Genomic DNA, 21356 nt, shown 5'->3' with positions numbered 1-21356 from the left:
GCCTCAGGAGTCCCGAGGCGGCTGTTTCTATGATTTAATGCATTTCGTCCTTCAATTGCTTTCTGAAATCCTCAATAAGACTTTCAAGCTCTTCAATTTGATTTACCCAGACTTTTGATTGACCGTTTCTCAGCGAGGATAGCGCACTTTCAATTAGGAAAATTCGCGGTTTCCTTACATGCAAGAGTTCATCTTGAATAAAGTCCAAAAGCTCAGATCTTTTTGATTGGTCGTCGAATTGGGCAGCGGTTTTCTTAAGTGCTGATAAAATGGAAACTAGCCGCAGCTGAAGGGATTGGTCCTGTTTTTTACAATTTGGCAATTTATTTTCTAACAGTTCCGGCGGAATTAATTGCGCTCCAGTTTCGGCCACTTCACTAACCAGCTTCACGATTCGATCTACACTATAACGGACAACATGGTGAACGCTGGTATTCATATCATAAGCCATTGCATTAAACTTTATATTATGCTGAAGAATCCCCATAAACATAATGGCACAATCCAACAAATACGGTTTTTTATCTTCCCCAAAAAGATCGATAAACCGGTAGTATAGCCAGCCAAGCATTCTTAAGTTGCCAAGTTTAATAAATTGTTTCAATTCTACATCATTAGAAAAGTTAACTTCTTCAAACAGAGAAACTAGTTTATTTGCTCTGTTTGTTTTCATTTGCATTTCGATTTGCTTTATGAAGATCTCTATATTTGCTGGGTCTTGGCCCATTAGTAATTCGTTCCGGTCTTGTTCCAGCTTTTTATAAATCATTTTAAAAAGAGCGATTAGCAATTCATTTTTAGAAGAAAAATAGTTATAAAATGTTCCTTTAGAAATTCCACTATGCTCAATAATATCCTGGATAGAAGTGTTCTGAAATCCCTTTTCAATAAAGAGATGGTGGGCTGTTTTTATGACATGCTGTTTCCTGTCGTTCATTTCATCACCTGTTATCTTTTTGGACTACTAGTATAAAAATCATAATACAGTATATTTTTGGATAATTCAAACCCAGAAAATAAAAGGAATTTTTGAATTGCATTATTTGAACTCATGGTATATGATATAAATCTAGCTGAACCGAGGGTTCAAAATTATGAACTAAACGTCTAGGAGGATTACAATGGATCACAAAGAAACAAAGACTGATCGTCCACCATACGGAATCATTTCTGTTTTGATGATTGGAGCTTTTATTGCATTTTTAAATAATACATTATTAAATATTGCACTGCCGTCAATTATGACTGATTTAAAAATTGAACCAGCAACCGTTCAATGGTTAACAACGGGCTTTATGCTGGTTAACGGAATCTTAATTCCAACTACAGCCTTTTTAATACAGAAATATTCAGTGCGTCATTTATTTTTAGTTGCAATGGGCTTATTTACAATCGGCACGTTGATTGCTGGTATTGCTCATACATTTCCTATTTTATTAACAGGGCGAATGCTTCAAGCGTCTGCTTCAGCGATTATGATGCCGCTGTTGATGAACGTAATGCTGACAAGTTTCCCTATTGAAAAAAGGGGAACAGCAATGGGAGTATTTGGTCTAGTGTTGATGTTTGCACCAGCAATTGGTCCAACTTTATCCGGCTGGATTATTGAACATTATGACTGGAGAATGTTATTCCACTTTATTTCGCCTATTTCTTTTGCGATTCTTTTGGTTGCTTTTTTCTTATTAAAAGATAAAAAAGAAAAGGTAAATATTTCTCTGGACTTATTTTCTGTTCTTTTATCGAGCATAGGTTTTGGCGGTATCCTGTATGGATTTAGTTCAGCAGGTAAGGAAGGCTGGGATAGCCCAGTGGTATATGGGACATTAATTGTCGGTGTTATCTCTTTAGTTTGGTTTATTTTGCGCCAATTAAAACAAGAGAAGCCAATGCTTAACTTTAGAATTTATAAATACCCAATGTTTGCTTTGTCATCTGTGATATCTATGTTCGTCACCATGGCGATGTTTTCAGGAATGATTTTGACACCTATTTACGTTCAAACAATTCGCGGAATTTCCCCACTTGATGCCGGTTTAATGATGCTCCCTGGAGCCATCTTGATGGCAATCATGATGCCGATTACCGGGAAACTATTTGATAAATTTGGCGGTCGTGTGCTAGCGATTATTGGCTTAGCGATTACAGCAATAACAAGCTATTATTTCAGTAAGTTAACAGTAGAAACAACATACATGCACTTAATCATTCTTTATTCTGTTCGGATGTTTGGGATGTCCATGGTAAATATGCCGGTGACGACAAATGGCTTAAACCAATTACCAGCCCGTTTCTATCCGCATGGAACTGCGATGAATAATACCATGTCCCAGGTTTCCGGTGCTATCGGTACCGCATTATTGGTAACGATCATGTCTAATCGTGCTGAAACACATGCGAAAGAAATAGCTAAAGATATGATGAGCAATGCACCGGCAGGAGCAGCAGCAATGCAGCCTTCACCTGAAGTACTTGCTCAAATGAAAGAACAAATTGCCATGAAAGCAATGCTTGAAGGGATTAATGATGCATTCTTTGTTTCGGTGTTTATTGCTGTGATTGCCCTAGTTCTTGCCTTCTTCATCAAAAGGGCAAAACAAGCAGAGGACATTATAACAAAAAAATCTGCTGAAAAGCTTGAACCAAAACTAGCAGAAAATAACTAAGGGCAGGCTGTTCCTTCACAGGTTACGTTCAGCAGCTATAAATAATTATGAAGTAAAGGAGAGCGGACATCATCCAGGATGGTTTCCGCTCTCCTTTTTTTGTGGAGAAGGGACGCAGCTTCAAACAACATTGAGCATTTTAAGTCATTTTCATAGAATCGATTTGTAAATAGTCGATAATAGAATATAATTGTTTTTGCGATAAAGTTATTTTTTGGTAAGGAGATTCAAATCATGAATCAAACATTCACTTTGCGAGAAAAAATCAAGCAAATACTGTACTTGCTAATCCCTATTCTAATTACCCAGCTCGGAATGTATACAATGGTATTCTTTAATATCGTCATGTCAGGAAAATACGATCCATCACAACTGGCTGGAGTCGCCATCGGTTCCTCGATATGGAATCCAATCTTTACAGGCTTAACTGGGATTCTGTTTGCTGTATCGCCTATTGCTGCCCAACGCTTTGGCGAAAAAAAGAAAAAGGAAGTTTCATCCGTCGTGGCACATGGAATCTATATTTCCATTTTTCTTGGCCTATTAGTTATCATCCTTGGCTCAATCTTTCTAAATCCCATTTTAACAATGATGAATGTACCGGGAGATGTACAGGTTACTGCCCACCATTTTATTGTTGGGCTGGCTTACGGAATCATTCCGCTTTTTCTATACAATGTGTTAAGGTCATTCATCTACGCTTTAGGAAAAACGCGAGTTGTGATGATCATTCTCCTGTTGTCATTGCCGATAAATTTCCTGCTTAATTATGTATTGATTTTTGGCAATTGGGGCTTTCCGGAGCTTGGTGGGGCTGGAGCAGGTTATGCCACTTCGATTACGTATTGGCTGCTTGCGGCAGCGATGGGGATCTTGATCAAAACGCAAAAGCCATTCTCTGAATACAAATTGTTTGCAAGCCTTAAATATTTTTCGATAAAAGAGTGCAGTGAAATCTTAAAAATTGGGGTACCGATGGGACTTGCCATTTTTTTTGAAACAACCATATTTGCTGTTGTGACGGTGCTCATTAGTAAATTTAATATTACCACCATCGCAGCCTATCAAGCTGCTATCAATATTGTAGCCTTTCTTTATATGATTCCACTTAGCATTTCCATGGCACAGACTGTTCTGGTTGGATTCGAAATCGGTGCGGGGCGTATGAAAGATGCTAAAATATACAGTTGGCTCGGAATATACATTTCGCTGATCATTGCCGCAGTTGCGGGCTTACTGGTTGTCCTTTTCCGTTATCAAGTGGCGGGTTTATATTCTAATGACCAGGCAGTCATCCATGTTACCGCGCAATTTTTAATCTATGCACTAGTGTTTATGATTTCTGATGCCCTTCAAGCAACTGCTCTTGGTGCCTTAAGAGGCTATAAGGATGTCGTTGTTTCTTTTCTGATGACGCTTGTTGCTTATTGGTTTATTTGTCTGCCAGTAGGATATTTATTGGCCCATTCAACCGAACTAGGGGCAGTCGGATATTGGATTGGCTTAACTATAGGACTGCTTGCAGTAGGGATTGCCTTATCCATCAGACTTATTATCATTCAAAGAAAAAGTTTTGCCGGTGCCCGAATCCACCAGGATGGGATTGCTTAACAAAACACTATCTCGTATACCGATTTGCATAACTGGATGCAACAAATGCATCTGGTTTTATTTTCGGTTCCACTCCCATTGATTCTATCCTGGTCACCATTTCCTTCACAAAAGCACTAGTCTTATTCCTGTTACCTGCCCCAATATCAATATGACCTTCCATTATAAACGTGGCTCCATTGTACACGTGTGGCAAGACGATATTGATGAGTTTTTCCTTTCTGCTAGAATCAAACAGGGAGACAATTTCTTCTGTTAACGATAATTCTAATGATATTCGCTCATGTAATTGAGTCATTTTCCTGGGCAGAGTGATCTTTCGTATACAGGCCCATACGCCTTTCCCTTCATTTTGAATCACGATTCCGGTTATAAACACGGTTTTTGTCTTATGGACTTGAGAGTCGGTCCCGACCATTAACCGGAAGTTTCCGCTAGGCTCTGCTTTCATAAACATGCTGATCCGTTCAAACACGTGTTCAAAAGTCATTCCATTTTCCGTAAGGTTTTGAAAAGAAACAGTGTCTTGTTCATTTTTTACCATACGCTAGCACCACAGCTTCCCTTCCAAAAATTTCTTTTATATCATCTTATTCATATATTATGGGATAAGTCCTCCAATCGTGCGGAGAAGACAAGATTGAGAAAAAAAGCATTTTTAAAAAGGCTGTGTTAAAGTACACTGTTGATATTTGAACAGTCTGTTGATTGGAGTGGAAGGTGTGAGACTCCTGCGGGAGAAGGTGTCACGGGAGACCCCACAGGCGCTATGGCGCCGAGGAGGCTCCCGGACTCCCCCTAAGGTGCGCGAGCACCTGGAGCGAAAATCAACAGACAAATTTATCACAGACTTAAAAAAAATATTGATTCATGTGAACCCTTACGCGAATTTGTCCGTCTAATAAGTAAAGGAGGGATTTAAGTGAGAAAAATTTGGGTAATGTTCGGATCATTATGCGTGGCAGTCTTCATTCTCTTTTTTTATAAAACTGAACTAAAAATTGAAAATGAATGGAGGGACAATGAGCAACAAATTGTCTTAGCAAACAAAGTGTGGAAGATTCATTTCTCAGAAAAGATACATAAAAGCAGCGTCAACTCTAATTTGATTTATGTGACCAATGATAAAGGAAAGAAATTAACAAACGAATTATTCCTTAGTGATGATCAAAAAACTATTTATCTCACTCCCCCTGAAAATGGCTATGCGTTTAAAAAGTCCGCCTATACATTGCATATTGAAAAAGGAATCAAGTCTACCCTTGGAAGAAGCCTAATTTCATCAAAGAAAATCAGCTTTTTAGTAAAAGAAACATTACCTGTAGTTGGATCAAAAACAGAGCTAAATAACTATTTCCTTAAAATAATGGACGAACAAAAACAAAAAACCTCCTTGTTTGGATTTAGTGAAAATTCAAGCGAATCCAAGAGCAGTGATTTGGCTAAATCTGATTCTGCGGCAAAACAGGACCATTCGGAAACCAATGTTCAAGTTCAGGGTGTTGATGAAGCGGACATTGTCAAAACGGACGGGAACCTCATTTATATGGCAAGCAGTAATAAAGTAGAGGTTATCAAAGCAGTACCAGCACAGGAGATGCAGCGCCTTGCAACGATTTCCTATGACGAAGCATTTTCACCATTACAGCTTTTTCTGCATAAAGACCAATTATTAGTGATTGGTTCAAGCTACCAACATTACGACCAGCAGCTAAACCAATCGGCAGCTACTATCAAAATCGCCCCAATGTATCAATCTACTAAAGCAATCGTTTATAATGTTAAAAATCCATCCAAGCCTGAAAAGGTCCGTGAAATCAGCTTGGAAGGAGCCTATGTGTCATCAAGAAAAATAGATGGCCTCGTCTACCTTGTGACAAATCACTATCCTGATTTCTGGATCCTTGAAAAAAATAAAGACATCGACATCCGACCTAAATACTCTGACTCTGCAGTTAGTTCCGAAACAAAGCTTGTTAATTATAAGGAAATCCAATACTTCCCGGATTCGAAGGAATCGAATTACACGATGATTGCCGCATTTGACCTTGAACAACCTAACCAAGAAGCCAAGATCACCACCTATCTTGGCAGCGGAAGCCAGCTCTATATGTCAAAGAAAAATTTATACTTAGCTGTTCCCAATCAATTTATTCAGCCGCTAGCTGCCGACATTAGTGAAATGACGGCTCCGGATACAAATATATATAAATTTTCCGTTAACGGTTTAGAAGTAAACTTCCATAGTTCAACTGAAATCGAAGGAACGATATTAAATCAATTTTCAATGGACGAACATGAAGGGTATTTTCGCTTAGTCACAACGAAGGGCTTTCCATGGGATTCGAGGCAGCCTTCGACCAACCAGCTTTTTATCTTTGACGAAAATCTTAAGCAGGTTGGGGAATTAAAGGAATTAGCCAAGGGGGAGAAGATCTACTCTGCACGTTTCCTGGGTGATCGTATTTATATGGTAACCTTCAAGCAGACCGATCCATTGTTTGTGATTGATGCAAGCGAGCCGTCTCAGCCTAAGGTACTTGGTGAATTGAAAATTCCCGGCTTCAGCAATTACCTGCACCCGTATGATGAGAACCATATTATTGGCTTTGGGCAGGATACGAAGGTAATAGATGAAAAAGGAGCGAATGGGGAACCTCGAATATTAACGAATGGTGTGAAGATCACCATGTTTGATGTCAGCGATATGACCAATCCAAAAGAAAAATTTACTGAATTCATCGGTGGTAGAGGGACTTACTCACCTTTAAACTATGACCATAAAGCACTCCTGTTTAATAAGAATACAAATCTATTCGCTTTTCCAATTGCCGTTTACCAGAGCGACCCTAATGATGAATGGGGACAATTGTTTGAATTCCAGGGAGCATATGTTTACAATCTAGACCCTGACAAAGGCTTTACCCTGAAATCAAAAATCACCCATGAAACAACGACGGTCCAACCATATGAATCCTGGGAAAATAGCATTCAGCGTCTCGTTTATATCGGTGATACGCTGTATGCATTATCCGACTCTAAAATCAGTGCTCATAATCTAAAATCATCCGAGCAAATCAGCGAACTTTCATTAAAAAAATAATTACCAGTACAAATTTAGTTTGATTTATGGCCACTTTCTATAATAAATTGAGAGTGGCTTTTTATATAAGTGTTGACTTCCCATTAATGTTTTAGTAATATACCCATAGGGGTAATATAAAATTCATAAAGTGATTTAAAAAATTTTATTTTTTAAAATACCCATACAAGTATTTTTGCTAACTACGAGGAGGACATTATGACTGAAACGAAAAAGACAACCATTGTATTATTTAGTGGCGATTATGATAAGGCGATGGCTGCATACATTATTGCTAATGGAGCAGCTGCTTATGACCATGAGGTTACAATTTTCCACACCTTTTGGGGATTAAATGCCTTACGTAAAGATGAAAACATCTCTGTGAAAAAAGGCTTCCTTGAAAAAATGTTTGGCAAAATGATGCCAAGCGGTGCAGAAAAAATGGGGCTTTCAAAAATGAATTTTGCTGGTTTTGGTCCGAAAATGATCAAAGAAGTGATGAAAAAGCATAATGCCATGCCTTTATCTCAACTAATTGAAATGGCCCAAGAACAAGATGTGAAATTAGTTGCCTGTACGATGACGATGGATTTGTTAGGTCTGCAAAAAGAAGAATTACTGGATAATATTGAATACGCTGGTGTTGCAGCTTATTTAGCCGATGCACAAGATGGCAATGTAAATCTATTTATCTAAAATACAAATAGGGAAATGGTTGTTGCTGTGAATTACAGTTAGATAACGATTAATTAGGGGAGGAAATCATAATGAACGTAAATGAAGTTTTAGATGCAAAGGGACTTTCATGTCCAATGCCAATCGTAAAAACAAAGAAGGCGATGAATCAACTCGAAAGCGGTCAAGTTTTAGAAATTCATACTACAGACAAAGGGGCAATAAACGACCTGACTGCTTGGGCGAAATCAGGCGGACATGAATTACTGAAGCATGAGGAAGACAATGGCGTCATAAAGTTTTGGATTAAGAAAGGCTGATACTCAGGGGACCAATAATGGTTCCCTGTTTTTTTTGTTTATCTTGACATAAAAAGAAAAAATATGGTATTAAAAAAGTATGAATTAGCACTCGGAATGATTGAGTGCTAATTATCTGATAAGATCAGTTTATCATCATACACACTACGTATCCGAAATTAACGTAGTTTGGATAATGAAAGGAGATAGTTTAATGGCAAAAATGCAGTTTAAAGCAGAATCAAAACGGCTCTTAGAAATGATGATTAACTCCATTTATACTCACAAGGAGGTATTTTTAAGAGAGTTAATTTCCAATGCCAGCGATGCAATTGATAAAATCTACTACAAAGCTTTAACGGACGAAGCGTTACGCTTTGACCAAGACAACTACTACATAAAAGTTGTACCGGACAAGGAAAATCGCACACTGACAATCATCGACACCGGTATTGGAATGACAAAAGAGGAGCTCGAAACAAACCTCGGTACCATTGCCAAAAGCGGTTCTTTAGCCTTTAAAAAAGAAAACGAACTAAAAGATGGCTACGATATTATTGGTCAGTTCGGAGTGGGCTTTTATGCGGCGTTCATGGTTGCGGACGTTGTTAAAGTTAAAAGTAAGGCTTTAGGAAGCGAAGAAGCGTACAAATGGGAATCCACCGGCGCAGATGGCTATACAATTGAGCAAGTAGAGAAAGAAGAAGTGGGCACTGAGATTATCTTAAAAATAAAAGAAAACACTGAAGATGAGAACTACGATGATTATATTGATGAGTATCGTCTAAAATCAATTGTTAAAAAATACTCAGACTTCATTCGCTATCCGATTAAAATGGACGTCACAAGCAGCAGACTAAAAGAAGGTAGCGAATCGGAATACGAACAATATACGGAAGAACAAACCATTAACAGCATGGTGCCAATTTGGCGCAAAAATAAAAGCGAATTGACAGACGAAGATTACGAAAACTTTTATGCCGAAAAACGATACGGTTTTGATAAGCCATTAAAGCATATTCACATCAGCGTAGACGGAACAATCCGCTACAATGCGATTCTATACATTCCGGAAAATATCCCGTTTGACTACTATTCAAAAGAATTTGAAAAGGGCTTAGAGCTCTATTCAAACGGTGTTTTAATTATGAACAAATGTGCAGACCTGCTTCCGGACCATTTCAGCTTTGTGAAAGGGATGGTTGATTCTGAGGACTTGTCGCTCAACATTTCAAGAGAGATGCTCCAGCATGACCGACAATTGAAGCTAATTGCTAAAAACATTGGCAAAAAGATTAAAAGCGAGCTGCAAAGCCTGTTAAAGAATGAACGAGAAAAGTATGAAACATTCTACAAATCTTTTGGGCGCCAGTTAAAATACGGTGTATACAGCGATTTTGGTGCTAACAAAGAAGTGCTTCAGGACCTGATTATGTTCTACTCTTCAAAAGAGAAAAAACTCATCACATTGGATGAATATGTGTCTGGTATGCCTGAAGACCAAAAGTTTATCTATTATGCTTCCGGGGAATCTGTTGAAAGACTTGAAAAGCTGCCACAAACGGAGTTTGTTTTAGAAAAAGGCTACGACATCTTATTCTTCACCGAGGATATCGATGAATTTGCGATCAAAATGCTGATGACCTACAAAGAAAAAGAGTTTAAATCCATTTCTAGCGGTGACCTGGGAATTGAAGGCGAAGAGATCAAAGAAGATTCTGAATCAGAAGATAAAGATAGTAAAGAGCTGTTTGACTACATGAAATCCATCCTGGCAGATAAAGTAACAGATGTCAGAGTGTCCAAACGGTTAAAATCTCACCCCGTCTGCTTGGCGACAGAAGGAGAAATCTCCATTGAAATGGAAAAAATCCTAGCAGCTATGCCTGATAATCAAAATATCAAAGCAGACAAGATTTTAGAAATTAACAAAAATCATGAAGTTTTCCAAGCTTTAAAAGAAGCGTTTGAAAACGACAAACAGAAACTAGATCTTTACACGAAGCTTCTATACAATCAAGCCTTACTCATCGAAGGTCTTCCGATTCAAGATCCGGTTGAGTTTACAAATGATATTTGCAAAATGATGGTGTAATATAAAAGGAGAGACATCTTGAGGAGACAAAAAGATGTCTCTTCTTTTTTTCGCTGTTCAACTTAGATCTCCATTTCTTAAAATGCTGTTTTTAGATTTTAGTGCACAGACTAAGAGAGCTTTCAAAGAGTATTTTTCACAATAGAAGAGGGAAAAATAAGCAAGAAAGGAGAGATAATATGATGGATAAAGAAACTTCTTATGTTGCCGCTGAGCTTTCGCCTAATATGATTAATGAATTAAAATCATTCGAAGAAAAATTAAGCCAAGGTTCAGATAAAAAACTAGTGGTCATTGCATACGAAAAAGACGACGATCAGTAATGAAGCATGCTCACTTTTTCTCTCTAAATTTTTATAAAAGGTAAAGAGGCGATACTTGATACATGAAGTATCGCTTTTTTCATAAACTGAAATGATGGTTCAATCGATAAAACGAGCAGGATATAATTTAAGAAAGGAGTGAAAAATACGATGATACGATATACGGATGAAATTCCCCAGCCCACCAATTTATATGAGCTTTATAATTCAGTAAATTGGAATGATTTCCTACAGCTGCCGCCGGACCGTCTTCATAAGGCGATGCTCCAAAGTTGGCTTGTCATTAGTGCCTATGATCACAACAAATTAATTGGTACTGGACGAGTTATCTCTGATGGGGTGATTAATGCTTATATTTGTGGGTTAGTGGTCCATCCCGATTATCGTAATCAAGGGATTGGCAGAGAAATTTTCCAGAGGCTAGTTGATCGGTGTGATAAGGAAAATCTCCATTCCCAGTTATTTTGCGGTGATACATTAATTCCTTATTATCAGAAGCTAGGGTTCGAAATCTTTGCAACAGGAATGAAGAACCGAGAAAATGGTTAGAAAAGAGTACTATTTATCTATGAAATGGAAAGATTCTAGTATGATATAATGCTAGTTAAGAAGCTACTTATAGATAAAATAATCATTAAGGTTGTGAGCCCATGTTAACGGTAGAGGAGCATAATTTTATAAAAGAAAGCATTCCCTTTTATGCTCATTTAAATATTGATGAACAAGGGCAGTTTAATCAGGCCATTTCTCGAAGGATGTTACGAAAAGGGGACAAGCTCTCACATCCGAATGAATGCAGTGGGCTCGTTGTCATCGAGAGCGGCCGTGTTCGAGCTTTCATTATGTCTGAAGATGGAAGAGAAATCACCTTGTTTCGACTGTTAGAAAAAGATATTTGCCTGCTTACGGCATCATGTATATTTAGAAATCTAAATTTTACTGTCTATTTTGAAGTCGAAAAAGATAGTACCGTTTACTTTTTATCCTCGACTGTGTTTGAAGAAATAAGTTCATATAATATCCATGTAAAGGAATATATGCTCGAGCAAATGGCCTCACGCTTCTCCAGCGCTATGTGGGTGATGGAGCAGGTCGTCTTCGGGAGCTTATCGAAACGTGTTGCCAGCTTTATTATCGATCAAATGGAACTTGAACACAGTCGTACCTTAACGATTACCCATGAAGCCATTGCAAAAAATATTGGTTCAGCTCGTGAAGTAGTCAGCAGAATGCTCAAGCATTTGGAAAGTGACGGAATCCTACGCATGACAAGAGGGACACTGATCGTGGATGATTTGGAAAAATTAAAGCAATTATCACAATAAAAAGATGATGGCCGCTAAGATAGAAGGGTTCCTTTTTCTATCGTAGAACGTGAACTTGCACATATTTTAAACATTTAATTTCATAGCTAGGCTATTGAGCGGACATGGAGGCCCTTATTTTAATAAAAAAACCATTTTTCAAGACTTAAGAGGACATAGGATCCCTTATTTATATAAAAACCACTGAATAATGCTAATTTATTAGCAAATAAGGAACCTGATGTCCGCTTAGCCTTTCAAAACCCCCTTTTTTGCGAAAATAACGGATCTGGTGTCCGCCAAGCCACCAAATAAATTGCTATCAAAATGCAGAAAAAATGACTAACAAATTTGTTAGTCATTTTTTCTGCATTTTTATGTTTGCAATAAGCTTCAAAGAACCCGTTACACTAGGACCGCCATCTTTTTTATGAGGTTCTGACCAAAGCTCCTTATAATTCAGCCTTAATATACTCAATCATTCTCGGTGTTATATGTGGAATGATAAGCGGCAGCATATTTGGCATTAGGGCATCCATCGTTTTTGGCAATAAATCAGGCATTAGTTCTTCCATATCATCTGGAAGCGGTCCGACTCTTCTGGAAACTTCGGCTAGCATGTCTGGCATCACCAGTGGCATAATATCAGGAACGAGCTTTGGCATAAGTGTAGGCATCATTTTAGACATCATATTCAATCCGCCTGGCGTATGCTTCATTGCCTTCATCATTGGGACCATTCCCGCTGGCATGTTCTCCATCATTGGTTTAAACAGAGAAGCCATAATATCCGCTAAAACCTCTGGCTTCATCAATACTATAAATTTTTCGAAATACCCCCACATTTCTATTGAGTAATCGGACTGATCTTTAATTTTATAGCCGAGACCCTCCATGACAAAGCGGGCAAGATCCGTTACCTCAAGACCAAGCTTATTCTTTTGATTGGAATCTCTTAGCTGAACCTGACAGCATGGGCATAGCGCAACAACCGTATCCGCTTTAACATCCACCGCTTCTTGGAGACGCATTCCTCCAAGTTTTGGTGCCACTGGTGTTTCACCAATTAAGGTAAGAACGGAGCCACAGCAATAACCTTCCTCACGATTGTGTTCCATTTCCACGTAATCGACTCCAGGCACCGCTTTAAGAAGGTCTCTTGGTGGTTCGTAAATTCCTTGTGCTCTTCCCGCATGACAGGAGTCGTGAAAGGTAATCCGTTTATTGACTTCATGGTCAAATGTTAATTTGCCTTCTTTAAGTGCTTCTGCTGCAACTTCAGAATAATGCTTTACCTCGAAATCATATTCAATGCCTTTCTTGGCTGCAAGCTCTGCATATAATTCCTTCCATACCAATCCGCACGCAGGACAAGACGTTACAATCGTTTTGGCACCACGTTTTTTGGCCTCTGATACATTATGCTCAAATATTTCCTCAAATACATCCCATTTACCAGATACCTTCATCGGGATACCGCAGCAAGCCTCATCACCACCCATATAGGTGAAATCAACACCCGCTTGATCTAATAGACGTACAGTGGCTTCAGCAACATCGGTGTTCACGAATGAAGCGGTACAACCGGCGAAGTATAAGACTTCACCCTTATCCTTTAATTTCGCCTTAATATCCTCCGGTACCCAATCGGCCCGTTTTTCCTTCTTGCCAGCCCAAATATTCCGTTCGCCTCTTAAGGAAGCGGCCATCATTTCAAACGGAGGGAAAGTCATCCGTTTTTCTTCATGAATAAGCGTTCCGCGTAAATCCATCCAGTTATGCTCAACCGGGATGTCCAACTGACAGCGGGTATTACACACCTCACAGGTTGTACAGAGCAAAAAGTTAGAAACGGTATCAGGATTAAATTTTTCTCTTCCGGCAATTACTTCACGAAGATAATGGTATTTTCCACGCGGCGATTGCGACTCCCAGCCTCTGCCAGCAAATTGCTCGCACGTAGAAACACAATAACCGCAGCGGGAACAAGCTGTTGCATAGTAGGCGACATCTCCAGGGATTCCTTTCTTTTTCCCTTCCCGGACAGCCTCACCGAATGGAGCTGTTGCCGCGTTGGCGAATGGGCGGATTAGCGGCTCCAATGTTGATGCTGTTCCCATCACTGTATCGATTATGCCACTGCCCAGTACCTTATTTGGATTAAATAATCCTTTCGGATCGATTTCTGCTTTGTATGATTTTATTTTTTCATAGCGTTCTTGCCCAAACACGCTTTTTGCTTCGCGGCGGAAGTAAAGACCAGTTGCATAGGCAGAACCCCCATGTTTCTTGGCAATTTCAATGACCGACAACGACAAAGCAAACGCCATGTTAAATGCAAATGTTCGTTCATCATGGGGGATAAATCCTAATAAGATCACTTTATTCCCTTTAGCAGCCATTCCTTCTAATACGAAGGAGTGTTTAATCTTTGAATCGATTTCACTAAGCACACTGGCCAAGCTCTTTAATGGAACAACCACTTCTGTTGGTATGATCGAAGGTCCAATTCGCTTAAAACGCATCGGTCTAAATCGTTCTTCCCACTCATGCTCTGCAGCCTCTTTTGAAAGCTCAAGTCCATAGTGTTGTACAATGATTTTCTTTAAACCGGCATCAATTGCCTCATGCCGCGATTCTGGATAAGCCACGAGCAGGACGAAGGTTTCAGGTAGCTCGGGTTCAGGACGACGTTTTTTCTCTTCATAAGCGTGACCATGACGATGCGGAAGTTTCTTTTTCAGTTTCATGGACTCTGGATTTAAGAAGGTTAGTGACCAAATCGGCAGCTTGGCTTCATAAATGGCCGATAATGCAGCTTCGATTGACTGATTATCAGGAAAGGAGATTAACCGGTGAATCTCGGCTTCAAGCTTTCTTACCTTCATCGTAATCTCGGTAATGATCCCCGTGATTCCTTCCATATCGGCGATATAAAGCTGCAGCTCCGTTCCGGAAAAAGCTTTCATTTCTCCGTCTGGTAAAATGACTTTTGCTTCGAGAACATTTTCTTTAAATACCCCATATTCATAACCGCCAAAGCCAGTTCCTCCCTGTGCCAGTAAACCGCCCACTGTTGAAGAGGGAAGGGAGGAAGGATATAAAATAAGGTCAAGTCCTTCTTTTTTTAATTGCCTTTGCAGCTGTTCCCAAATGATTCCTGCCTCAACCGTAACGGTTAAGTTGTGTTTATCCATTGAAAGGACCTTATTCATACTTGAAAGATCAACAACAATCGCACCTTCTTCTGGAAGTACGCCACCAAAGCCAGAGGTAGACATACCTCGCGGGACAAGCTTTACATTTTCCTCATTAGCAAGTTTGACTAACTTGCCAATCTGCTGTCCATTTTTCGGACGGACAACACCTCCCGGAATTCCGACTGGCAGGAAGGGTTTAACCAATCCCGGCAATGCGCCAACATCAAAAGAATACATTTTACGTTCGACCCGGTCTGTTCGAACATTGTCCTGAAAAATATCGACTAATTTTTGTTCGACCCGTTCACTTAAAGCTACCATTGTACTTCCCTCCGAAACTAAATTAAGTTTTATTATCAAAGCTGAACATCGAGATAGGATGAATGATAATATTCCTTTCATCATCAGTATCGTCAATCGGAAGGGTAAGTCTCTGTGATGTAGTCACATTGTAGAAAGCTAAATGTTACGGATGTATTACAATATTAAAATAAAATTGCTTCGGGTATTTTTGCAATTAAACACTGTGTTGATAGGTCATTCACTTATGCTGATCGATCTCTATTTTGTAAAATACAACTTGAAAAATTATTAAATTTGATAAATAATAAAAGAGTTTTTTAAAAACTGCGTAACAGGTTTGTCATCTTTTTTTATTATAATGGCGTAATAACCAGACTAAGAGCTTTCAAAAGTTCAGGAAAGATAATGGTTAAATTTATTCAAGTTCGGAGGTTTAAAGAGGTTACCATGAAATCAAGGGAAGCCTACTATGACAATGCCAAGTTTATTCTCGTTTTTCTAATGGTCTTTGGTCATTTAATTCAATCGTACATTCAGGAAAATAAGTTAATCTTTTCTTTATACAGTACGATATATTTGTTTCATATGCCTGCGTTTATATTAATTTCCGGATACTTTGCAAAAGGCTTCCACAAAAAAGGCTATTTATTAAAAATAGCGAAAAAGCTGATTTTGCCTTATTTAATCTTTCAAGGCATCTATTCGTTCTACTATTACTTTCTTCTTGAAAAGGATGCGCTCGAATTTGATCCATTAATTCCAGAATGGTCTTTATGGTTTTTAATCAGTTTGTTTTTTTGGAATGTAATGCTCTTTCTGTTTACGAAGTGGCAGCCGGTATACAGCTTTATTCTCTCGATTACCTTAGGAATTATTGTTGGATATATTGACGTCGTGAACGATTTTTTAAGTATTTCGAGAACCATCGTATTTTTCCCGTTGTTCTTACTCGGATATTATTTTAAAAAGGATAACTTCGCTAAATTAGCGAATGTGAAAATTAAGTTGTTTTCGGTTCTATTGTTTATTTTGATCGTTTTGGCACTTTACTTTCTGCCTGAATTTAACCACAAATGGTTATTCGGCTCTAAGCCTTATGAAGCCTTTAATGTTACTGGAATGATGGGCGCCTTCGTGCGACTCGGAGTATACAGCTTAACGTTATTGGCAACGTTTAGTTTTTTCGCGTTTGTTCCTCAGAAACAGTACTTTTTTACAAAATGGGGCGCGAGGTCTCTCTATGTTTACCTTTTACACGGCTTTTTCATTAAATATTTTAGAAACAGCAAGTTAGAGGATTTACTCAATGTCGATGGCAAAATCGTGGTAATGGTGGCTATTTCGCTACTGATTATCGCGTTTCTATCCAGTAATGTGATTAATGCGATTACTCAGCCGCTTATTGAGCTGAAGATATCAACATTGAAAAAATATACACTAAACGTTTATAGTAAAATTAGAAATCATAAATTAATTCCAAATGATGTTAGGGAACAGGGTACTTTTGAGTAACCTTATTTACAAACCGGGTCTTTACTAACATAATTGTTCCGACAGTAGCTAAAACCATTTTTTATGAAAGCAGGAGAAAATGGGAAAACTTCAAATGGGATAAATAGAGAAAATACCAGGGGTTTTTTTATGAAAAAATATATAATGGTCACCTGCTTGATACTGGCTTTAATGATAAATACACTAACAGGCTGTTTAGCAAGTGCGAGGGAACTGAAAATTACAGCACTAGGGGATTCGATTACCTTTGGGACCGGTGATCCATTAAAAAAAGGGTATATTGGAAGAGTCAAAGAGCAGATCGAGGGAAACAAAGGTGCGTTAATTCAAATGAGTAACTTTGGTGTACCAAAATATACGACAGCTGATATTTTAACCCAGTTAAAAGATAAAAAGGTGAGAAGAGAAATCCGCGGTTCCGATTATATCATTCTGTTTATCGGGACGAATGACCTGAGAAAAAGTGCTGAATATAAATTTGCTGATCTCAACCATAACAGGGTAAATAAGGGGAAACATCAATTTACTCAAAATCTTAATTTAATTCTTGATATCATTAGACGGGAGAACAGCAAGGCTCAGATTATTTGTTTAGGATTATACGATCCTTATACTCAATATAGGAATCATCAGGAAATCCTTGGCGTGATCAATAAGTGGAACTCGGAAATAACGATTGCTGCTTCTCGGCATAAACCAAGCATGTTTGTCCCAACTATCGATTTATTTTCTGACAAACCAAAAAAGAGCTGTTTTAGCGATTCATTGCATTTGAACGCGGCGGGCTATGAGCTGATTGCAAACAGGCTTACAGATAAGCTGCTTTTATTGGAATCTGATTAAATAAAAAGTTTTCAGCCCTGCACAAAAAAAGTGCAGGGCTGTTTTGCACAGGATCCTATTTAATCCGTTTCCTTATTTATTTTAATGGCAGGGGTATTATTGTACAGATAAGTTGGCGCGAATGGTTCTTGTTTATCGCCATTCATCGCCTCCTGCAGTTTAAGATTGGCGGCAACTGATTTTGGGAGCCCATTTGTTGAAGTGTGGAGATCACTATCCTCCAATATTTTATTTAATTCAATATTTGCTTCGTTTGCCTCTTGATCAAAGATGTCTTTGTCCATCGCAATCCCTCCTCATTTTAGTCTCACCACAAACTTTCTTATCATTCTATGCTTTGTGAAAATAGAACTTAATTCGGATAAACACATATTTATCCCGATTTTTAATTTTCTAAAAAATGAATTGACATTTTTTTCAGAATTCGCTAAGATATGAGAAATCACTTATTCGCTTTAACGCGTCAAATCGTTAATATTTTATAAAAATAGTATGCGGATAAAGAAAAAATGTAGAGTGTTACAACAGGAGGGGAAGATGAATGAAGTTGAGAGTCATTGCTTTACTATTATGTGGAATGCTATTCCTGCTGACTGCATGTGGTTCAGGGAGTAAAGAAACAAGCAGTGGTGCAGAAAAGGAAATGAAAGAAGTGAAAATTGGAATTATCCAGTTAGTTGAACATCCATCATTGGATGCAGCCAGAGAAGGATTTATTGCAGCGCTAAAAGATGCAGGCTATGAAAAAGGGAAAAACTTAACGATTGATTACCAAAACGCCCAAGGTGATATCAACAATAATATGACAATTGCTCAAAACCTGGTTGCGAATCAAAACGATTTAATTTTTGCGATCACGACTTCAAGCGCTCAGGCGGTTACAAAAGCAACTAAGGACATTCCGATTCTGTTTACAGCGATAACTGACCCAGTTGGAGCAAAGTTAGTGGAGAGTTTAGAGAAGCCAGGCGGAAATGTGACCGGTACATCTGATACACATCCAAATGCAATCAAAAATACAATCAAGTCGATTAAAGAATTCTTCCCTGACACGAAAAAGGTTGGTATCGTTTATAACTCTGGTGAGCCGAATGCAGTCACAAATACGGAAAATGCGAAAAAAGTATTGAAAGAAATCGGTTTAGAACCAGTGTTAACATCCATTTCCACCACTTCGGAGGTAAAGCAAGCGGCTGAATCATTAGTAGATCGCGTCGATGTCTTCTACGTGCCAAAGGATAATACCGTGGTAGCCGGACTTGAATCGATTATCAAAATTGCAAACGAACATGACATCCCAACCTTTGTTGGAGAAGGAGATTCTGTAAAGCGCGGAACGTTTGCCTCTTATGGGTTTGAATACCACGACCTCGGATATACGACTGGTCAAATGGCTATCGATATCCTGAAAAATGACAAAAAGCCAAGTGCTATTCCTGTCGGCTTCCCAGACAACCTTGAGTTATACATAAACAAAAAAGCGGCAGCAGAAGAAGGGATTACTTTAACCGAGGAAATGACGAAAAATGCTAGAATTGTAGGGGAATAAGTTTTAAAAACCAGCCTTGTTATGTACAAATCGAGGGCTGGTTTTTTTAGTGGTCCTTAAAGTTTGTGTGTCAATTCTATTTTGGTAAGAATTATGTACGAGGAAACCCAATAACCTGTTAAAATAGAAATATAGGAAAATTCTGTCATGATTTATTTAGGGGGGATAGCATGAGCATTGCCATGATTAAATCGATTAATGTTGGAAAACCGAAATCCTTGAACTATCAAGGGAAAATCATCTCATCTGGAATCAATAAGGTGCCGGTTGAGATCCCTATCTATCTTTCAACACTAAATTTTGCCGGGGACGAACAAGCAGATTTAGAACATCACGGTGGAAAAGATAAGGCGGTTTGTGTTTATCCTTATGAACATTACGCTTATTGGCAGCAGGAGCTTGGACAAACATTGGATTATGGAGCATTTGGCGAGAACTTAACGACAGTCGGTTTATTAGAAACGGACGTTTGTATTGGCGATATTTTTAAAATAGGGGATGCCACACTTCAAGTTAGTCAGCCCCGCCGACCGTGTTTTAAGCTCTCTATGAAATACGGCGTGCCCGATCTTCCTGTTAAAGTCCAACAGACTGGCTTTACAGGTTACTATTTTAGAGTCCTTGAAGAGGGGAGAATTTCCAAAGACGATGAATTCACCTTGTTGCAACGACATCCTAAAGGCGTAACCGTTTATTATGCCAATCGGATTATGCATCATGAGAAAAACAATTTGGAAGGAATCAATACTCTCTTGGAGGTTGATGAATTGTCCGAAAGCTGGCAGAAAACATTCTTAACTCGCAGAAATGGACCATTGAAGGAAGATTTATAGCAAGGATCGAAAAATTGGAGGTTGATTATGAAAAAACAAAACCCACAAACCCCATTTTCACAGTCAGTCCTGCAAAAAATCAATCAATTAAAAGAGTACATGAGCAAGTCCTCCTATACCGTAGTTTTCAGCGGCGCGGGAATGTCCACCGAAGCGGGCTTGCCGGATTTCCGTTCAGTAGGTACTGGGATGTGGACTCAATTTAATCCTTTAGAACTTGCAAGTACAACTGCAATGAAACATAACCGCGATCAATTTATCGATTTCTACCGTTATCGAGTGCAAAGCTTGAAAGAATGTAAGCCTCACGAAGGTCATTATATTCTGGCAGAATGGGAGAAAGATGGGAAAATTCAATCGATCATTACCCAAAATGTAGATGGCTTTCATCATGCAGCAGGAAACAGAAGAATATTGGAGCTGCATGGGACACTAAGAACCTGTCATTGTTCTGAATGTGGAAAAACGTACCCAATCGAACAGTTTATGGGTGAGAATGTCCAATGTAATTGCGGAGGCTTCATCCGCCCATCGGTCGTGTTATTTGGTGAAGCATTGCCGGAGGGAGCTTTACACCAATCCTCAATAGAAGCAAAAAAGGCAGATTTGTTCATTGTATTAGGTTCATCTTTAAGTGTGTCTCCTGCCAACCTATTTCCGTTAGAGGCAAAAAGGCAAGGAGCAAAGCTTGTCATTATCAATATGGAGACAACAGACCTAGATAACAAAGCAGATCTCATTATTAATGGTGAAAAAATTGGAGATGTATTAAGGGAACTGGCCAAGTGAGAAGTTTATTGTGAGTTTTTGAGAGCCTTGTGGTGGGGAATTTTTTTATCACAAGGCTTTGTTATGGGGTGTTATCGATTAGGATCGGCTTGCTAGTAGGCTCTTTGATGATCTGGATGTTTCTAAATGTTTGCAAATTCTCATGATCTTAGGGGATTTTTGATAAAAAGCCGCTTTTTTTGATTTTTGCCCCAGTTTTTTTGTTTTTTTAAGAAAAATCTTACTTTTTTTATAAAAAATTAAGCTTTTTTTAAGATTTCAAGCTTTTG

General features: G+C 38.6%; 18 protein-coding genes. 14 read left to right on the top strand and 4 right to left on the bottom strand.

Translation table 11 applies throughout. The features are described from left to right. Positions 1 to 34: 34 nt before the first annotated feature. On the bottom strand, positions 35 to 937 hold the full coding sequence (locus ACI48O_RS17510) for a TetR/AcrR family transcriptional regulator (protein ID WP_435563144.1): 903 nt from the start codon (positions 935 to 937) through the stop codon (positions 35 to 37). Between the two features lie 184 nt (positions 938 to 1121). Between ACI48O_RS17510 and ACI48O_RS17505 the strand changes: the two genes are divergently transcribed. Further along, on the top strand, positions 1122 to 2666 hold the full coding sequence (locus ACI48O_RS17505) for a DHA2 family efflux MFS transporter permease subunit (protein ID WP_435563143.1): 1545 nt from the start codon (positions 1122 to 1124) through the stop codon (positions 2664 to 2666). A gap of 234 nt (positions 2667 to 2900) precedes the next feature. Then, the gene (locus ACI48O_RS17500; protein WP_435563142.1) at positions 2901 to 4277 is read left to right on the top strand and encodes an MATE family efflux transporter; all 1377 of its coding nucleotides are present in this window, start codon (positions 2901 to 2903) and stop codon (positions 4275 to 4277) included. A gap of 7 nt (positions 4278 to 4284) precedes the next feature. On the opposite strand, the gene ACI48O_RS17495 is transcribed toward ACI48O_RS17500, so the two are convergent. Beyond that, positions 4285 to 4821: a ribonuclease H-like YkuK family protein gene (locus tag ACI48O_RS17495; protein ID WP_435563141.1), complete on the bottom strand. Its 537-nt coding sequence runs from the start codon at positions 4819 to 4821 to the stop codon at positions 4285 to 4287. Between the two features lie 378 nt (positions 4822 to 5199). Between ACI48O_RS17495 and ACI48O_RS17490 the strand changes: the two genes are divergently transcribed. The 7 genes from ACI48O_RS17490 to ACI48O_RS17460 all read left to right on the top strand — a co-directional run bounded on the left by ACI48O_RS17490 (position 5200) and on the right by ACI48O_RS17460 (position 12079). Then, a complete protein-coding gene (locus tag ACI48O_RS17490; protein WP_435563140.1) occupies positions 5200 to 7380 on the top strand; it encodes a beta-propeller domain-containing protein in 2181 nt (726 codons plus the stop codon). Between the two features lie 198 nt (positions 7381 to 7578). Beyond that, a complete protein-coding gene (locus ACI48O_RS17485; protein ID WP_435563139.1) occupies positions 7579 to 8058 on the top strand; it encodes a DsrE/DsrF/DrsH-like family protein in 480 nt (159 codons plus the stop codon). 71 nt (positions 8059 to 8129) lie between these two features. Next, positions 8130 to 8357 (top strand): sulfurtransferase TusA family protein, encoded by a 228-nt coding sequence (locus ACI48O_RS17480; protein WP_435563138.1) that lies wholly within the window; start codon positions 8130 to 8132, stop codon positions 8355 to 8357. A 193-nt stretch (positions 8358 to 8550) separates the two neighbouring features. Beyond that, a complete protein-coding gene (gene htpG / locus ACI48O_RS17475) occupies positions 8551 to 10431 on the top strand; it encodes a molecular chaperone HtpG (protein ID WP_435563137.1) in 1881 nt (626 codons plus the stop codon). A gap of 179 nt (positions 10432 to 10610) precedes the next feature. Then, positions 10611 to 10754, top strand: a complete 144-nt coding sequence (locus ACI48O_RS17470) for a hypothetical protein (RefSeq protein WP_435563136.1) — start codon at positions 10611 to 10613, stop codon at positions 10752 to 10754. A 150-nt stretch (positions 10755 to 10904) separates the two neighbouring features. Further along, positions 10905 to 11303 carry a GNAT family N-acetyltransferase gene (locus ACI48O_RS17465; RefSeq protein WP_435563135.1) on the top strand — a complete coding sequence of 133 codons (399 nt, stop codon included), beginning with the start codon at positions 10905 to 10907 and terminating at the stop codon, positions 11301 to 11303. A gap of 101 nt (positions 11304 to 11404) precedes the next feature. Beyond that, the gene (locus ACI48O_RS17460) at positions 11405 to 12079 is read left to right on the top strand and encodes a Crp/Fnr family transcriptional regulator (RefSeq protein ID WP_435563134.1); all 675 of its coding nucleotides are present in this window, start codon (positions 11405 to 11407) and stop codon (positions 12077 to 12079) included. A 431-nt stretch (positions 12080 to 12510) separates the two neighbouring features. Here ACI48O_RS17460 and ACI48O_RS17455 read toward each other — a convergent pair whose 3' ends face one another. Beyond that, positions 12511 to 15579 (bottom strand): FAD-binding and (Fe-S)-binding domain-containing protein, encoded by a 3069-nt coding sequence (locus tag ACI48O_RS17455; protein WP_435563133.1) that lies wholly within the window; start codon positions 15577 to 15579, stop codon positions 12511 to 12513. Between the two features lie 429 nt (positions 15580 to 16008). Here ACI48O_RS17455 and ACI48O_RS17450 point away from each other — a divergent pair, with 429 nt between their 5' ends. Both ACI48O_RS17450 and ACI48O_RS17445 read left to right on the top strand, forming a co-directional pair. Continuing rightward, positions 16009 to 17073, top strand: coding sequence for an acyltransferase family protein (locus ACI48O_RS17450; protein WP_435563132.1), 1065 nt, complete (start codon positions 16009 to 16011; stop codon positions 17071 to 17073). Positions 17074 to 17202: 129 nt separating this feature from the next. Then, positions 17203 to 17916, top strand: coding sequence for a GDSL-type esterase/lipase family protein (locus ACI48O_RS17445; RefSeq protein ID WP_435563131.1), 714 nt, complete (start codon positions 17203 to 17205; stop codon positions 17914 to 17916). A 59-nt stretch (positions 17917 to 17975) separates the two neighbouring features. Here the strand turns inward: ACI48O_RS17445 and ACI48O_RS17440 are convergent, their stop codons facing one another. Beyond that, positions 17976 to 18200 (bottom strand): hypothetical protein, encoded by a 225-nt coding sequence (locus tag ACI48O_RS17440; RefSeq protein WP_435563130.1) that lies wholly within the window; start codon positions 18198 to 18200, stop codon positions 17976 to 17978. 257 nt (positions 18201 to 18457) lie between these two features. Here ACI48O_RS17440 and ACI48O_RS17435 point away from each other — a divergent pair, with 257 nt between their 5' ends. The 3 genes from ACI48O_RS17435 (at position 18458) to ACI48O_RS17425 (ending at position 21087) form a co-directional block, all read left to right on the top strand. Further along, a complete protein-coding gene (locus tag ACI48O_RS17435; protein ID WP_435563129.1) occupies positions 18458 to 19465 on the top strand; it encodes an ABC transporter substrate-binding protein in 1008 nt (335 codons plus the stop codon). 170 nt (positions 19466 to 19635) lie between these two features. Continuing rightward, entirely contained in the window at positions 19636 to 20298 is a 663-nt protein-coding gene (locus ACI48O_RS17430; RefSeq protein WP_435563128.1) for an MOSC domain-containing protein, read from the top strand. A 27-nt stretch (positions 20299 to 20325) separates the two neighbouring features. After that, positions 20326 to 21087: an NAD-dependent deacylase gene (locus tag ACI48O_RS17425; protein WP_435563127.1), complete on the top strand. Its 762-nt coding sequence runs from the start codon at positions 20326 to 20328 to the stop codon at positions 21085 to 21087. The last annotated feature ends 269 nt before the right edge of the window (positions 21088 to 21356 follow it).

The sequence above is a fragment of the Neobacillus terrisolis genome (genome assembly GCF_051233475.1).
Classification (GTDB): Bacteria; Bacillota; Bacilli; order Bacillales; family Cytobacillaceae; genus Bacillus_BU.
The sequence above is the reverse complement of the archived record's forward strand: the minus strand, read 5'-3'. Positions and strand labels throughout refer to the sequence as shown.

Coding starts and splice junctions, on each gene's coding strand:
- ACI48O_RS17435 (WP_435563129.1), top strand. CDS start 18,458: ATGAAGTTGAGAGTCATTGCTTTACTATTATGTGGAATGCTATTCCTG.
- ACI48O_RS17430 (WP_435563128.1), top strand. CDS start 19,636: ATGAGCATTGCCATGATTAAATCGATTAATGTTGGAAAACCGAAATCC.
- ACI48O_RS17495 (WP_435563141.1), bottom strand. CDS start 4,821: ATGGTAAAAAATGAACAAGACACTGTTTCTTTTCAAAACCTTACGGAA.
- ACI48O_RS17450 (WP_435563132.1), top strand. CDS start 16,009: ATGAAATCAAGGGAAGCCTACTATGACAATGCCAAGTTTATTCTCGTT.
- ACI48O_RS17505 (WP_435563143.1), top strand. CDS start 1,122: ATGGATCACAAAGAAACAAAGACTGATCGTCCACCATACGGAATCATT.
- ACI48O_RS17510 (WP_435563144.1), bottom strand. CDS start 937: ATGAACGACAGGAAACAGCATGTCATAAAAACAGCCCACCATCTCTTT.
- ACI48O_RS17440 (WP_435563130.1), bottom strand. CDS start 18,200: ATGGACAAAGACATCTTTGATCAAGAGGCAAACGAAGCAAATATTGAA.
- htpG (WP_435563137.1), top strand. CDS start 8,551: ATGGCAAAAATGCAGTTTAAAGCAGAATCAAAACGGCTCTTAGAAATG.
- ACI48O_RS17470 (WP_435563136.1), top strand. CDS start 10,611: ATGATGGATAAAGAAACTTCTTATGTTGCCGCTGAGCTTTCGCCTAAT.
- ACI48O_RS17480 (WP_435563138.1), top strand. CDS start 8,130: ATGAACGTAAATGAAGTTTTAGATGCAAAGGGACTTTCATGTCCAATG.
- ACI48O_RS17425 (WP_435563127.1), top strand. CDS start 20,326: ATGAAAAAACAAAACCCACAAACCCCATTTTCACAGTCAGTCCTGCAA.
- ACI48O_RS17460 (WP_435563134.1), top strand. CDS start 11,405: ATGTTAACGGTAGAGGAGCATAATTTTATAAAAGAAAGCATTCCCTTT.
- ACI48O_RS17465 (WP_435563135.1), top strand. CDS start 10,905: ATGATACGATATACGGATGAAATTCCCCAGCCCACCAATTTATATGAG.
- ACI48O_RS17500 (WP_435563142.1), top strand. CDS start 2,901: ATGAATCAAACATTCACTTTGCGAGAAAAAATCAAGCAAATACTGTAC.
- ACI48O_RS17485 (WP_435563139.1), top strand. CDS start 7,579: ATGACTGAAACGAAAAAGACAACCATTGTATTATTTAGTGGCGATTAT.
- ACI48O_RS17455 (WP_435563133.1), bottom strand. CDS start 15,579: ATGGTAGCTTTAAGTGAACGGGTCGAACAAAAATTAGTCGATATTTTT.
- ACI48O_RS17445 (WP_435563131.1), top strand. CDS start 17,203: ATGAAAAAATATATAATGGTCACCTGCTTGATACTGGCTTTAATGATA.